This is a genomic window from Acinetobacter sp. AC1-2, from assembly GCF_016124155.1.
Lineage (GTDB): Bacteria > Pseudomonadota > Gammaproteobacteria > Pseudomonadales > Moraxellaceae > Acinetobacter > Acinetobacter calcoaceticus.
The window spans coordinates 247,752-262,603 of the sequence record NZ_JABFFO010000003.1 but is presented as its reverse complement, the minus strand read 5'-3'; the positions used below and the strand labels follow the sequence as shown (position 1 = coordinate 262,603).

The following is a 14,852-nucleotide window of genomic DNA, read 5'->3' as shown; positions in this document are numbered from 1 at the left end:
TGCTTATTAAGTTTTTTTTAAAAATATTTGAAACCCTCTTCACGTTTTAAAATATTTGTGTAGTATATGGATGTATATACAAGTTAATACATTACTATACAAATGCAGAAACAAGTGATGTTCTGCTGATGTAAGCTCAAAGGAAGGAGTCCGCCTGTGACAACAACAACGACAACAAAATTTCGTGATGTAGAAATTCGTGCGCCACGCGGCACTGAATTGACGGCTAAAAGTTGGTTAACTGAAGCTCCATTACGTATGTTGATGAATAACCTTGATCCGGACGTTGCAGAAAACCCGAAAGAGTTGGTTGTATACGGTGGTATTGGCCGTGCAGCACGAAACTGGGAATGTTTCGACAAAATTGTAGATACTTTAAAAAATCTTGAAACTGATGAAACTTTATTAGTTCAATCAGGCAAACCAGTAGGTGTATTTAAAACTCATAAAGATGCACCACGCGTTTTAATTGCAAACTCAAACCTTGTACCGCACTGGGCAAACTGGGAACACTTTAACGAGCTAGATGCAAAAGCACTCGCAATGTACGGTCAAATGACAGCAGGTTCATGGATCTACATTGGTAGCCAAGGCATTGTGCAAGGCACTTATGAAACTTTCGTTGAAGCAGGTCGCCAACATTACAATGGTGATTTAAACGGTCGTTGGGTTCTTACTGCTGGTTTAGGCGGTATGGGTGGTGCTCAGCCTTTAGCTGCAACACTTGCAGGTGCGTGTTCTTTAAACATTGAATGCCAACAAGCAAGTATCGATTTCCGTTTACGTACACGTTATGTAGATGAACAAGCAACTGATTTAGATGATGCTTTAGCTCGTATTGACCGTTACACGAAAGAAGGTAAGGTTATTTCAATTGCACTTCATGGTAACGCTGCTGAAATTTTACCTGAGCTTGTTCGCCGTGGTGTGCGTCCAGACATGGTGACAGACCAAACAAGTGCACACGATCCACTGAATGGTTACTTACCAGTAGGTTGGACTTGGGATGAATACCGTGAACGTGCAAAAACAGAACCAGAAGCTGTTGTAAAAGCTGCAAAACAGTCGATGGCGAAGCATGTACAAGCGATGCTCGATTTCCAAAAAATGGGTGTTCCAACATTTGACTATGGTAATAACATCCGTCAAATGGCGAAAGAAGAAGGCGTAGAAAACGCTTTTGATTTCCCTGGCTTCGTTCCTGCATATATCCGTCCATTGTTCTGCCGTGGTATTGGTCCATTCCGTTGGGCAGCGCTTTCTGGTGACCCAGAAGACATTTATAAAACAGATGCCAAAGTTAAAGAGTTAATTCCTGATGATGAACATTTACATCACTGGTTAGACATGGCACGTGAACGCATTAGCTTCCAAGGCTTACCAGCGCGTATTTGTTGGGTTGGTTTAGGCTTACGTGCAAAACTTGGTTTGGCATTTAACGAAATGGTTCGTAGTGGTGAATTATCTGCACCAGTTGTGATTGGACGTGACCACTTAGACTCAGGCTCAGTTGCGAGTCCAAACCGTGAAACTGAAGCAATGCAAGATGGCTCAGACGCAGTATCAGACTGGCCTTTATTAAATGCTTTGTTAAATACAGCAGGCGGCGCAACTTGGGTGTCTCTACACCATGGTGGCGGTGTAGGTATGGGCTTCTCTCAACACTCAGGCGTTGTGATTGTGTGTGATGGTACAGATGACGCTGCTGCACGTATTGCTCGTGTACTGACCAATGATCCTGCAACAGGTGTTATGCGTCATGCCGATGCAGGTTATGAAATTGCGATTAACTGTGCGAAAGAGCAAGGCTTAAACTTGCCAATGATCACTCAATAAAAACACATGGAAAAACTAGCGGTGCTTTTTGCAATTGTGAAAAGCACCGTCTCAGCAGAATATAGTGCCAAAAATTAGGAAGCCAACATGGAATTATTGATCCAACCGGGAAAATTAACCTTAGCTGATTTACGTCAAGCTTACCTCAACCCGATTAAAGTTAAATTAGATGACAGTGCTTCAGCTGCAATTAACGCAAGCGTGGCTTGTGTAGAACAGATTGTAAATGAAGGGCGTACAGCTTACGGCATTAACACAGGTTTTGGTTTACTTGCTTCAACCAAGATTGCTCCTGAAGATTTAGAACAATTACAGCGTTCGTTAGTTCTTTCGCATGCAGCAGGGGTAGGTGAGCCACTTGATGATGCAATGGTTCGTTTAATTATTCTATTGAAAGCAAATAGCTTGGCACGTGGTTTCTCAGGTATTCGCCGTAAAGTCATTGATGCATTGTTGGCTTTAATTAATGCAGAAGTTTATCCGCACATTCCTCTTAAAGGCTCAGTAGGTGCTTCGGGTGACTTGGCACCACTTGCACATATGTCATTGATTTTGTTGGGTGAAAGTAAGGCGCGTTATAAAGGTGAATGGATACCAGCAGTTGAAGCTTTAAAAATTGCAGGCTTAGAGCCAATTTCTTTAGCAGCTAAAGAAGGCTTGGCACTTCTAAACGGTACACAAGTTTCGACTGCTTATGCTTTACGTGGTTTGTTTGAAGCTGAAGATTTATTTGCTGCTGCAACTGTATGCGGTGGTTTAAGTGTTGAAGCAATGCTGGGTTCACGCTCACCGTTTGATGCACGTATTCATGAAGTACGTGGTCAACGTGGTCAAATTGATGTGGCTGCGGCTTATCGTGACCTCTTAACGGAATCAAGTGAAATTGCACATTCACACGAAGACTGTAGCAAAGTTCAAGATCCGTATTCATTGCGTTGTCAGCCACAGGTGATGGGTGCATGTCTAACTCAAATCCGTCAGGCTGCTGAAGTTTTAGCAATTGAAGCAAACGCAGTGTCTGATAACCCTCTTGTTTTTGCAGCAGAAGGTGATGTGATTTCAGGCGGTAACTTCCATGCAGAACCTGTAGCAATGGCAGCAGATAATCTGGCATTGGCAATTGCAGAAATTGGTTCACTTTCAGAACGTCGTATTTCGATGATGATGGACCGCCACATGTCACAGCTTCCACCGTTCTTGGTCGCAAATGGTGGCGTTAACTCAGGTTTCATGATTGCTCAAGTTACAGCAGCAGCGCTTGCGAGTGATAACAAAGCGCTTGCACATCCGGCGAGTGTTGATAGTTTACCGACTTCAGCGAATCAGGAAGACCATGTTTCGATGGCGCCTAACGCGGGTAAACGACTTTGGCCAATGGCCGATAACGTTCGCGGCATTCTAGCTGTTGAATGGTTAGGCGCTTGTCAGGGTTTAGATTTCCGTGAAGGCCTAAAAAGCTCGCCTAAACTTGAACAAGCCCGTAAAATCTTGCGCGCTCAAGTGCCGTACTACAGCGAAGACCGTTTCTTTGCTCCTGATATTGAACAGGCAAGTGAATTACTTTCGAGTGGTTGTCTAAACGAGTTAATTATTCCAAACCTACTCCCTAGTCTATCTGAAGTGTGATTAATAAAACGGTCACATGGAGTGGCCGAATCTAACTAAATATCCTCAAGGATTGGAGATTATAATGTCACAAAACTCCACACTACAGCGGGGTTTGAACACCCGCCATATTCGTTTCTTGGCATTGGGCTCAGCAATTGGAACTGGGCTTTTCTATGGTTCGGCAACTGCCATTAAAATGGCAGGGCCTTCAGTATTACTAGCGTATATTGTTGCAGGGATTGCAATTTATATTGTTATGCGCGCACTGGGTGAAATGGCTGTCCATAACCCAGTATCCGGTTCATTTAGTCACTACGCATCACAATACATTAGTCCACTAGCTGGTTTTACCACAGGTTGGACTTATGTTTTTGAAATGGTGATTGTTGCACTTGCCGATGTCACTGCTTTTGGTATTTATATGGGATTCTGGTATCCCGATGTGCCACGGTGGATCTGGATTTTATCGTTAATTATGTTTTTAGGCGCTATTAACTTAATTCACGTTAAAGTCTTTGGTGAACTCGAATTTTGGCTGTCCATTATCAAAGTTACCGCCATTGTTGCCATGATTGTAGGTGGTTTAGGGCTTATGTTCTATGGCTTCCAAGCTGATCATAGCAATATCGTGCCAGGCATTTCGAACCTATGGATTTATGATGGCTTTATGCCGCATGGTATTGCAGGCTTGGTGGCATGTTTATCTGTAGTGGTATTTGCTTTTGGTGGTATTGAGATTATTGGTTTAACCGCAGGCGAGTCTCAAGATCCGAAAACGACTTTGCCAAAAGCAATTAATGCCGTTCCGGTTCGTATTTTACTTTTTTATGTGCTTACCATTTTTGTTTTGATGTCGATTTTCCCATGGAACCAAATTGGTAGCCAAGGTAGTCCATTTGTCCAAATTTTTGAAAATTTAGGCATTAAATCAGCAGCAAATATTTTAAATATTGTGGTAGTAACCGCTGCGATTTCAGCAATTAATAGTGATGTGTTTGGCGCAGGCCGTATGCTTTATGGTATGGCGAACCGTGGTCAAGCACCTCGCATATTCCAAAAGTTATCGCGTAATGGTGTGCCATGGATGACCGTTGTGGTCATGGCTGGTGTGCTATTGATTGGTGTGGTGCTGAACTACCTGATTCCTGAAAATGTATTCATGATCATTGCGTCAATTGCAACTTTTGCAACTGTATGGGTTTGGCTCATGATTTTGCTTTCGCAAGTTGCGATGCGCCGCAAATTATCTACTGCTGAAATTAAAGCACTTGATTTCCCTGTATGGGGTTGGCCATATGCACCTGCATTCGCGATTGGTTTTATGGTGTTCATTTTGGTCATGATGGGTTATTTCCCTGATTCACGTCCTGCAATTTATGTAGGTATAACATGGCTTGTACTCTTAACTATTGCTTATCGCATATGGGTAAAACCAGAACAAAATCTGGGAAAGGAAAGTAATCCTATCCAGCAAAATGTTGAGATAGAAAGCTAACAAATGAATTGCCCAATGGTTTAACTATTGGGCAGTTTTGAGGAAAGGCTAATGAAAAAACTTTGGCAAAATTGCCACATTGCGACCATGCAAAATGGGCAATATTCTTACATTGAAGATGCTGCAATTGTCACAGAAGGGCATCTCATTCAGTGGATTGGAAAACAACAACAACTTCCTACCGACACATATTCCGAAACAGTTGATTTAAAAGGCACTTGGGTTACCCCAGGGTTTATAGACTGTCATACGCATAGTGTATTTGGTGGCAACCGTAGTGTTGAGTTTGAAAAACGCTTGCAAGGGGTGAGCTATGCTGAAATTGCAGCAAGCGGTGGTGGCATTGCAAGTACAGTGCGTGCAACGCGTGAAGCAAGCGAAGAACAATTATTAAATTCGGCACTTAAGCGCATTCGCTGTATGCAACAAGACGGTGTAACGACCATCGAGATTAAGTCTGGCTATGGACTCAATTACGAAAATGAGCGCAAAATGCTGCGTGTGATTCGTCAAATTGGTGAAGCTTTACCGATGACGGTAAAAAGTACCTGTTTAGCTGCGCATGCTTTACCGCCAGAGTACAAAGATCAAAGCGATGCTTATATCGAGCATATTTGTACGGAAATGCTGCCTAAACTGCATGCTGAAGGTTTAGTCGATGCTGTTGATGCTTTCTGTGAGCACTTAGCATTTTCACCTGCTCAGGTCGAACGTGTTTTTAAAACAGCACAGTCTTTAAATTTACCCGTTAAGCTTCACGCGGAACAGCTCTCATCATTAGGTGGTTCAAGCTTGGCAGCACGTTATCATGCTTTGTCAGCCGACCATTTAGAGTACATGACCGAAGATGATGTCAAAGCAATGGCAGAGTCGGGTACGGTTGCTGTGTTATTGCCGGGTGCCTTTTATCTATTACGTGAAACACAATATCCACCGGTTGAAAGTCTCATTAAGCATGGCGTGCGTATTGCACTGTCGAGCGATTTAAACCCGGGCACATCTCCAGCACTTTCTTTACGTTTAATGCTGAATATGGGCAGTACGTTATTCCGTTTAACACCTGAGCAAGCATTAGCGGGTGTCACCATTCATGCTGCACAAGCACTCGGTTTAGAGCAAACGCACGGTAGTTTAGAGCAAGGTAAAGTCGCTGACTTTGTGGCTTGGGATATTGAGCATCCATCTGAAATTGTTTACTGGCTTGGCGGAGATTTGCCTAAGCGAGTAATTCAGCATGGACAAGAAGTTATTTTTTAAACGGTATCACCATGAATCACACATTTAAATGGCAAGGCCGCCATGATGGCGAAGGTGAAGCACACCAACGCATTCATCATATTATCAACAAAACTCAACATGCTGAATTTGCGCTGATTGGTTTTAGCTCTGATGAAGGCGTGAAACGTAATAAAGGTAGAGTCGGTGCGGCAGATGCTCCAGATGCAATCCGTAACCAGCTTGCCAATTTACCTATTCATCGACCAGTCAGTCTGGTCGATTTGGGTACAGTGACCTGCGAATATGAGAATTTAGAGCAAGCACAAGCTGAGTTAGCTGAACAAGTCGCAAACAGCTTGCAAATTGGTTTAAAACCGATTGTATTGGGCGGTGGACACGAAGTCGCATTTGGCAGCTTTAGCGGTTTATTCCAATATGTACAAGCACATGCGCCTGAACAAAAAATAGGAATTATTAACTTCGATGCCCATTTTGATTTGCGTGAAGCAGAGCATGCAACCTCTGGTACACCTTTCTTACAGGCAGCTCGACTTTCAGAACAACATCAAAAACAATTTAATTATTTATGTATTGGGGTAGCCAACCATGCCAATACTAAAGTTTTGTTTGATACAGCCGATGCTCTAAATTGTTCGTATTTGCGTGATCATGAGGTTAATGTTTTTAACCTAAACAACGTGCTCGCGGCGGTTGATGCTTTTATTGAAAAAGTAGACTGTTTGTACGTTACGATTGATTTAGATGTCTTCGCGGCCGCGGTTGCACCCGGAGTCAGTGCACCAGCTGTAAAAGGAATTGATTTAGCCACTTTTGAAGCAATTTTTAAGCATATTCAAGAGACTGGAAAAATCAAACTTTTAGATATTGCTGAGTGCAATCCCAAATTTGATTTAGACAATAGAACAGCAAAACTGGCTGCCTATATTGTTTATCAATATTTGTTTTCTTGAGAAACAATTTTTAATGTAGAAATTCAAAAGTGCACTGAGATCGCTCATGTGCACTTTTTTAAGTTTCTGATACATTAAAGTCAGATACGGAATATAGATAGCAACTATAAATAATTTAATTAAAAAGAAAATTAATTTATAAAATCATTGAGTTAAAAAAATACTCGATTTTTACACTATTTTATATGCTGCTTGGCACGTAATTTGTTTTGTCTTTATTTTAACCTTCGTTAAATATTTCTGGATAATTAAATGAAAAACAGAACCTTACATTTTGCTTGTATCAGTGTTTTATTTTGGATGTCTCATTCTTCTGATGCTGCAACCCCCGAAATTAATACAAATACCATCGAAAAATCACAATCTAAACAAAACAGTGATGTCTCTGTTCGGGTGAAAGCTTTAAACCAGCTTTTACAGGAACAGTGGGAATATACTTTGAAAAATAGTCCTGAAACTGCAACCGTTTTAGGAGATTTACGCTACAACAATCGATGGACTGAGCTTTCAAAAAATCAGATCGAGAAAGATAAAAAAAGTACGCAAAATTTTTTAAATCGTTTTGAAGCAATTGATAGCACAGGTTTTTCAGCAACTGATCAATTAAATAAAGATTTAATGATTTATCAGTTGAAAGAGTCACTTAAAAGTTATGATTTGAAACTCTATGAGATGCCTTTCAATCAAATGTGGGGACTGCATTTACAATTTCCGGGATTTATTAGTGCGATTCCCTTTGATAATGCTAAGCAATATCAAGACTATATTGCTCGTTTAAAACAAATCCCCCTAATTCTTGATCAAGGTGTTCAGTTAGCGAAACAAGGACAAAAAGATGGCTTGATGCCACCGAAATATTTAATTGAAAAGGTGGCAAAGCAGATTGATAGCATTGCGACTCCTTCAGGGAAGGACAGTGTTTTTGCTTCTCCATTAAAGCAATTTCCAAATAACATTTCGAAAGCAGAACAAGAGCGTTTAAGCCGTGAAATACTACAGGCCATAGATCAGAATGTTCGGCCGGCTTATCAAAAACTAGAGACGTTTATTCAGAAAGATTATTTACCTTATGGACGACAACACGAGGGTATATGGAGCTTGCCAAAAGGTGACGAGCTCTATCGCTTTTATGTAGAAAATAATACGACAACCTTGGAAAGCCCTGAAACTATTCATCAGCTCGGATTAAAAGAAGTTGCTCGTATAGAAGCTGAAATGCTTAAAATTGCCAAAGCACAAGGTTTCAGCGACTTAAAAAGTTTCCAACAATCCTTAAAAACAAATCCAGCCGTTTTCCCAAAATCTCGTGAAGAAATTTTAGAGATTTATCGCGGATACATTGCCCAAATGCAACCAGAGTTGCCGAAGCTGTTTGGTTTATTACCCAAAAATAAAGTCGAAGTTTTGCCTGTAGAGCAATATCGAGAAAAAGAAGCGGCAGGTGCGGAGTATCACCAAGGCACGCCTGATGGTTCACGCCCCGGACAAGTTTATGTAAATACTGGCGACTTCTCTGAACGTTCCAAAATATCAATGGAAGCGACTGCTTACCATGAGGCTATTCCTGGGCATCATATGCAGATTGATATTGCCCAAAATCTTCCTAATTTGCCGATGTTCCGCAAGCAGCCTAACCACACAGCTTATATTGAAGGTTGGGCGCTTTATGCAGAGCAATTGGGTAAAGATGTGGGTTTTTATAAAGACCCGCTTTCAGACTATGGAAGACTATCGAGTGAGTTGTTCCGTGCTTGTCGTCTAGTGGTTGACACAGGGGTGCATTATAAAAAGTGGACCCGTCAGCAAATGATTGATTTTATGCGAGATCATTCTGCTTTAGATGAACCTGATATTCAGGCAGAGGCAGATCGATATATTGCTGTTCCTGCCCAAGCATTGGCATACAAGATGGGCCAATTAAAAATCTTAGAATTAAGAGAGTTAGCGAAACATGAGCTTGGAGATCGTTTTGATATAAAAGCATTCCATGACATGATCTTAAATGCAGGAACATTGCCTTTAAATATATTGGATGCACGTATTAAAAATTGGATAAAGGAACAAAAAGCGGCAGCTTAAAACAAAATTCAAAATTTAGGTCAGGTCCTCGTTGGGCCTGATTTAAAAACAGTTAGAAAACATAATATAATAATGAAAAATATAGTTTCTTTTAGAATTTAAAATTGGAAAAATAATGAACCAGAAGAATAACCCGATTGGAATGATTGATTCTGGTTTAGGTGGGCTGTCTCTCTTTAAGTACATTCGGCAGGCACTTCCGAATGAAGACATTATCTATTTCGCTGACTCGAAATATGTCCCGTATGGAGACAAAGAAAGCGACTGGATTGTTTCACGAACCACGCATTTAATTTCAAATCTAGTTGCTCAGGGTAAATGCAAAGCGATCGTGATTGCGTGTAATACGATGACGGCTGTAGCGATTGAAACAATCAGAGCGCAAATTAGTGTTCCACTTATTGCCATAGAACCAGCCGTAAAACCCGCAGTGGCAATGACCATGAGCAAGCATATTGCTGTCTTGGCAACTGCCACCACGGTGAAGGGCAAAAACTTAAAAAGTTTAATTGAAACGTATGCGCAAGATATTAAAGTGTCTTTGGTGCCTTGTATTGGTCTGGCCGAAAAAATCGAAACGGGCAAAGCACATACCGCGGAAGTTAAGGATTATTTAGAAAATATTTTGGCGCCGTTGGTCGAACAAAAAGTGGATACAATTATTTTAGGATGCACACACTATCCGTTTGTCTCGGATACGATTCAGGAAATTGTAGGTCGTGATATTCAAATTATTGAGCCTTCGGAAGCTGTAACAGCGCAATTAATTCGGCAGCTCAATCAATATAAGTTAAGTTCTGAAAGTCCAAATGAGGGGAATCATATTATTTGGACCAGTTCAGACCCGTTGGAAGTGGCGGATGTTACGTTTTCCTTGTTAGGTACGCATTTGCCTGTAAAAGATATCGCTATATAAATTTTATAAGGATGGTAAGAGAGACTTCTCTTACCATCCTGTGCCCTAACTCAAATTAAACTTATTTAAATTCCCAGCGCTGTTTTGGGTCATTAGATCGTTGACTAATACCTACAGATGAACCCCAGAGATGTGTAAGTACAGCATCTGGTTGGCCTTCTACAAAGATATAACCATCTTCAAATGCCCACTTAGTTTGGTACTGGCGGCCCGCTCCTTGTAAGAAAACATCGCCACTATGCGAATGAACTGGTTTTATTTCTTTACCATTTGTACTGTTTAATGCTGTTTGGAGTTGTTCAAAAGATTCATTTGACTGTAAACCTATCTGCAAAATCTTTTTGGCCGTATCTATATTTTTTTCATTCGTATGTAAATCTAGTGTTTTTCTAAGCTCTAAAAGGACTTTTACGGCTTCTTTTTTAAGGTCTTGAGTATTTTCATATTCTTTACGTACTTTTTCATGAAGCTCATGAATGCTCTCTTTCTTAATATTTTCTAGAAGAGCATTGATATTTTGATGGCGTAAATGTAGCCGGAACTCTGACCTTGAAGTCGGATCTTTTTGATCCAAGACATGTAATTGGACAGAGGCAAGAATGATCTTATAGAGTTGTTCGTTATGCCGAGTGAAAGGATTCTCAGATAAACCTTTAATTTCAGGAATATCTAAACCTAGATACGGAGAGGATGCATATTTATGGAACCTGTGTTCGATGCTACGAATTGAGTTATGAGCCAGTACCGTATTTAAAGAGTCATTCAGCTTAGTCTCATCAAGTTTGCCAATGAGTTCCGATTTAATGGTTTCTTCGCCGTTACTATGAATAAATGTTTTTAATAAACGAACAATATCAAGACCATCACTGGTTTTTAAATGGGCTAGTGTTTCTTCATCTTGCTTTGGTAAAAGACTAAGGAAATGTTCTAAGTCTTTGTCTAATAATTTATATGCAACCGCATTTGTCTTAACATGAGCACCGAGCACCCAACGAGAACGGATATCTTTAACTTTGTTATAAAGCATATTCACTTTATAACCCCAACTGTCTGCACTACTGTCAAAATACCAAAGCTCTTCTTCTATGTTTTTAACTTTATCGTGTACCGTAAATTCACGGTCATTTGTATGAGAGTACGATAACTGACCCGTTTCACCACGCGCAGTTACTGCATCTTGTACACCATGGGTTTGACCACCATACAAACTTGAAATACATGCACCTGTTTCTTTGTTAACGATTCTAAAGTTTCCTTCTGGGAATCCATTAGCCATGATAAGTCGCTCCTTATAATTAGAAAGTTTTGTAATAGTCGAAATTTATAGTTATCAAGAAAATTTCGAAGCGTGATTTATACCATAATTTCATATCTATAAATCCGAGTGTTTTTGTTGGTTTTTGTATATAAGATATTGATTTAGATATATTTATTAGAATATCTTAATAAAAGCCAGAAACTATGCTTTAGAGCTTTATGAGCACAATAAAAAGCCCAATATACTTTTAAATCTGTACAACGTATTGATGTTACTTTTTCTTTGTTAGGTACGCATTTACCAGTAAAAGCTGTAGGAAAATAAGCTCTCGAAAAGATGGTAAGAGGTGTTCGCTGATCGACTTATGGAGTAGGGGCTTTCTATAAGTTGTTTTTATGCCTAGAGATTCTTCATCTCATACATATTTATATAAACTATTAAATTAGAGTTAACGATTAATCTATTTTATTAACCAAATATATATAACCCAAGTTTATATTTTAAATTTAATTAAAAGCTATAAGTATAAAAAGGAGGATAATATTATTTAAATATTAATAAAATTATTATATTTAAAGTTTTTCATTAAAATAAATTGACGTTCTTTATTATACCGATTATTATTTCGTTGCTGGCCTACATTGCCAGTCGGTTTTAGCAGACCGTACCCTAGCGTGTCGGGTTATACTTTCTCAGTATTTCCCGTGTTGAACCTTTGTGCCCCCTTTTTCTCTATGGTAGGGCGGAAGGGGGACGCGTTCGCGCGTGCTGGTCGCTAGGTCAGTCTGCTAACCCTCTTTCGTTCTACCACCATAAATTAATTCGCGGTGATCTGGTGGTAGGACTCCATTTTTAAGGAGTTGGCTATGCCACTATTCAAACTCATTTTCTCTCTTATTTAATTATTTTATTTATTTGAAATTTAGGTTTTTGCGACCTGATTTTTTAAATTTATAAATTATTTTTATTTTAAAATTTTAATTATTTTATTTTCCTGTATTTGTGGGAGGGTTAATTATTATTTAAAAAATTATTTTAATATTTAGATGAATCATATTTTTATTTTATTTAGAGATATAAATAATCATGAGAATAATATGAAACTTCATAAATTTATATTAGTTTTAAACCTTATGGTCGGTGCTTACAGTATTACAAATGATGATGCCAATGCTCAGCAGGAATTTAAAAGAATTTGTTCGTCAGGTGAACACAGGCAAGCCAGTTGCAATTGTATTTGCCAACAGCTTGCACAGATGTATTCGCCTCAAACCGTACAACGTTTAAAACACACCAGTTTGCAAAGTCCTGATCTCCCACAGGACTTTGCCCCTAACTTGTTCGGCATCATTCGACGCTGCGACAAAAATGAAATGGGCTAAGTTCGCTTAGCTCCTTTATCTCTGTGTCGCAATGATCTCTCAAACTTTAAATCAGCGCAAAAGTAAAAAGTCCGTTGTGACACAGGGTCCTAGGAGACTTCTCTATTATTAAACTCGATTTTTTTTCACGGGAAAGGGGCTGTGTAGCCGTATGAATGCAATAAAAAAGCCCGATATGCACTTACACATATCGGGCTTAATAAATCAGTTATTAAAGCAGGGGATGCCTTAATAATGATCTTTTTTGAATTACTCTACAGTTACTGACTTCGCCAAGTTACGTGGCTGGTCAACGTCTGTACCACGTAAAACAGCAACGTGATAAGACAACAACTGAACTGGTACGCTATAAACAATTGGAGCTAGCCATTCGTTTACTGCTGGAATATGCACAACGTGTTGACGGTCTTTTTCATTGATTCCGCTATTTTCATCAGCGAAAACAAATAACTCACCACCACGTGCCTGAACTTCTTCCATATTTGATTTGAGCTTATCAAGCATTTCATCATGTGGAGCAAGAATCACGATTGGCATTTCATTATCAACGAGTGCTAATGGACCGTGTTTTAACTCGCCCGCTGCATAGCCTTCCGCATGAATATATGAAATTTCTTTTAGCTTTAATGCGCCTTCCAATGCGATTGGATAATTCGTACCACGGCCTAAGAATAAGCAGTGATTTTTTTCAACGAATAATTCAGACAAACGCAAAATTTCTGGATCATGTTTAAGCGTATCAAGAATAACTTTCGGGCTGTGCCATAGCTCACGTGTAATTTCTTCAAGAATAGCAGGACTAATACGTTGTTTAACTTGTCCAATTTTCAAGATTAACAACATAAGCGCAGCGAGCTGAGTCGTAAATGCTTTAGTTGAAGCAACACCAATTTCAGGACCAGCAAGCGTCAATAAGTGATGATCAGTTTCACGAACCATTGAAGACGTAGCAACGTTACAGATAGTCAAAGTCTGAATATCGATATTGTTTGCTTTCGCACGCTTTTGAGTTTCACGTAGTGCAGCTAAAGTATCGGCTGTTTCACCTGACTGTGAAATACAAATATAAAGTGTATTTTCAACAATTACAGGGGTGCGATAGCGGAACTCACTTGCGATTTCAACTTGGCAAGGCACACCAATCAGTTGCTCAAACCAATATTTCGCAATCATTCCTGAGTGGTAACTTGTACCACAAGCGATGATTTGTACGCTTTGAATTTTATTGAAATCTGCTTCAGCATTTTTCAAGAAATCATCACGTAAGCTATTGCCATCAAGCGCTTGAGAAATCGTTTGCTTGATTGCTTCTGGTTGCTCATAAATTTCTTTGAGCATGTAGTGTTTGTATTCACCTTTTGATGCACTGCTTACGGTTGCATCAAGCTCTCTTACCGGACGTTCAACGCGTTCGCCATTTGCAAATACTTCAATTGAAGTGCGAGTAAGACGTGCAATATCGCCTTCTTCTAGGTACATAAAGCGGTTTGTTACTGGTAAAAGGGCAAGTTGGTCTGAACTAATAAAGTTTTCACCAATACCTACGCCAATCACTAAAGGTGAACCTTCACGTACAGTAATCAGTTCATCTGGATAATCGCTGTGGATAATACCTAGCGCGTAAGCACCTTTAAGCTGAGGTACAACAGTTTCAACAGCATCTAAAAGGCTATCTGTGCTTTTTAGAGCTTCAGCAACTAAGTGTGCAACAACTTCAGTATCTGTTTGAGAAGTAAAAACATAACCTAAAGCTTGAAGGTCGTCTTTTAATTCTTGATAGTTTTCAATGATACCGTTATGTACAACAGCAACCTTACCAGACATATGCGGGTGAGCATTATTTTCAGTTGGTTTACCGTGTGTTGCCCAACGAGTATGCGCAATGCCGATAGCCCCTGTAAGTTGGTGTTCAGCAACTGCATCTGCAAGATTGATGACTTTACCTACACGGCGCTCACGTAAAATTTGTTGATTATTTAGTAAAGCAACACCCGCAGAATCATAACCACGGTATTCAAGACGTTTTAAACCTTCAATTAAAATCTCGGTTACACAACGCTCTGCAACGCCTCCGACGATACCACACATA

Annotated in this window: 9 protein-coding genes and 1 pseudogene; 8 read left to right on the top strand and 2 right to left on the bottom strand. The window is 39.8% G+C overall.

Annotated elements, in window-relative coordinates:
• Positions 1-156: 156 nt before the first annotated feature.
• The 7 genes from hutU (at position 157) to murI (ending at position 10,123) form a co-directional block, all read left to right on the top strand.
• Complete coding sequence (gene hutU, locus HL290_RS13155; protein WP_004640122.1) at positions 157-1,836, top strand: urocanate hydratase; 1,680 nt, start codon at positions 157-159, stop codon at positions 1,834-1,836.
• An 87-nt stretch (positions 1,837-1,923) separates the two neighbouring features.
• Positions 1,924-3,462: a histidine ammonia-lyase gene (gene hutH, locus HL290_RS13150; RefSeq protein ID WP_003654215.1), complete on the top strand. Its 1,539-nt coding sequence runs from the start codon at positions 1,924-1,926 to the stop codon at positions 3,460-3,462.
• A 64-nt stretch (positions 3,463-3,526) separates the two neighbouring features.
• Positions 3,527-4,939, top strand: coding sequence for an amino acid permease (locus HL290_RS13145; protein WP_045433907.1), 1,413 nt, complete (start codon positions 3,527-3,529; stop codon positions 4,937-4,939).
• Between the two features lie 51 nt (positions 4,940-4,990).
• A complete protein-coding gene (hutI, locus tag HL290_RS13140; protein WP_198496701.1) occupies positions 4,991-6,196 on the top strand; it encodes an imidazolonepropionase in 1,206 nt (401 codons plus the stop codon).
• Between the two features lie 11 nt (positions 6,197-6,207).
• The gene (hutG, locus tag HL290_RS13135; RefSeq protein ID WP_198496700.1) at positions 6,208-7,128 is read left to right on the top strand and encodes a formimidoylglutamase; all 921 of its coding nucleotides are present in this window, start codon (positions 6,208-6,210) and stop codon (positions 7,126-7,128) included.
• A 252-nt stretch (positions 7,129-7,380) separates the two neighbouring features.
• Positions 7,381-9,207, top strand: a complete 1,827-nt coding sequence (locus HL290_RS13130; RefSeq protein WP_198496699.1) for a DUF885 domain-containing protein — start codon at positions 7,381-7,383, stop codon at positions 9,205-9,207.
• A 115-nt stretch (positions 9,208-9,322) separates the two neighbouring features.
• Positions 9,323-10,123, top strand: coding sequence for a glutamate racemase (gene murI / locus HL290_RS13125; protein ID WP_198496698.1), 801 nt, complete (start codon positions 9,323-9,325; stop codon positions 10,121-10,123).
• 61 nt (positions 10,124-10,184) lie between these two features.
• Here the strand turns inward: murI and HL290_RS13120 are convergent, their stop codons facing one another.
• Positions 10,185-11,399 (bottom strand): hypothetical protein, encoded by a 1,215-nt coding sequence (locus tag HL290_RS13120; RefSeq protein ID WP_080028022.1) that lies wholly within the window; start codon positions 11,397-11,399, stop codon positions 10,185-10,187.
• A gap of 1,079 nt (positions 11,400-12,478) precedes the next feature.
• Here HL290_RS13120 and HL290_RS13115 point away from each other — a divergent pair.
• Positions 12,479-12,773: pseudogene (locus HL290_RS13115) on the top strand (hypothetical protein).
• 239 nt (positions 12,774-13,012) lie between these two features.
• Here the strand turns inward: HL290_RS13115 and glmS are convergent.
• Positions 13,013-14,851: a glutamine--fructose-6-phosphate transaminase (isomerizing) gene (gene glmS / locus HL290_RS13110; RefSeq protein WP_198496696.1), complete on the bottom strand. Its 1,839-nt coding sequence runs from the start codon at positions 14,849-14,851 to the stop codon at positions 13,013-13,015.
• Between the last annotated feature and the right edge of the window lies 1 nt (position 14,852).

What these genes read in the sequence shown, in the direction of transcription:
- hutH (WP_003654215.1), top strand. Translation starts at nt 1,924, where the DNA reads ATGGAATTATTGATCCAACCGGGAAAATTAACCTTAGCTGATTTACGT.
- HL290_RS13145 (WP_045433907.1), top strand. Translation starts at nt 3,527, where the DNA reads ATGTCACAAAACTCCACACTACAGCGGGGTTTGAACACCCGCCATATT.
- hutI (WP_198496701.1), top strand. Translation starts at nt 4,991, where the DNA reads ATGAAAAAACTTTGGCAAAATTGCCACATTGCGACCATGCAAAATGGG.
- hutG (WP_198496700.1), top strand. Translation starts at nt 6,208, where the DNA reads ATGAATCACACATTTAAATGGCAAGGCCGCCATGATGGCGAAGGTGAA.
- HL290_RS13130 (WP_198496699.1), top strand. Translation starts at nt 7,381, where the DNA reads ATGAAAAACAGAACCTTACATTTTGCTTGTATCAGTGTTTTATTTTGG.
- murI (WP_198496698.1), top strand. Translation starts at nt 9,323, where the DNA reads ATGAACCAGAAGAATAACCCGATTGGAATGATTGATTCTGGTTTAGGT.
- HL290_RS13120 (WP_080028022.1), bottom strand. Translation starts at nt 11,399, where the DNA reads ATGGCTAATGGATTCCCAGAAGGAAACTTTAGAATCGTTAACAAAGAA.
- glmS (WP_198496696.1), bottom strand. Translation starts at nt 14,851, where the DNA reads ATGTGTGGTATCGTCGGAGGCGTTGCAGAGCGTTGTGTAACCGAGATT.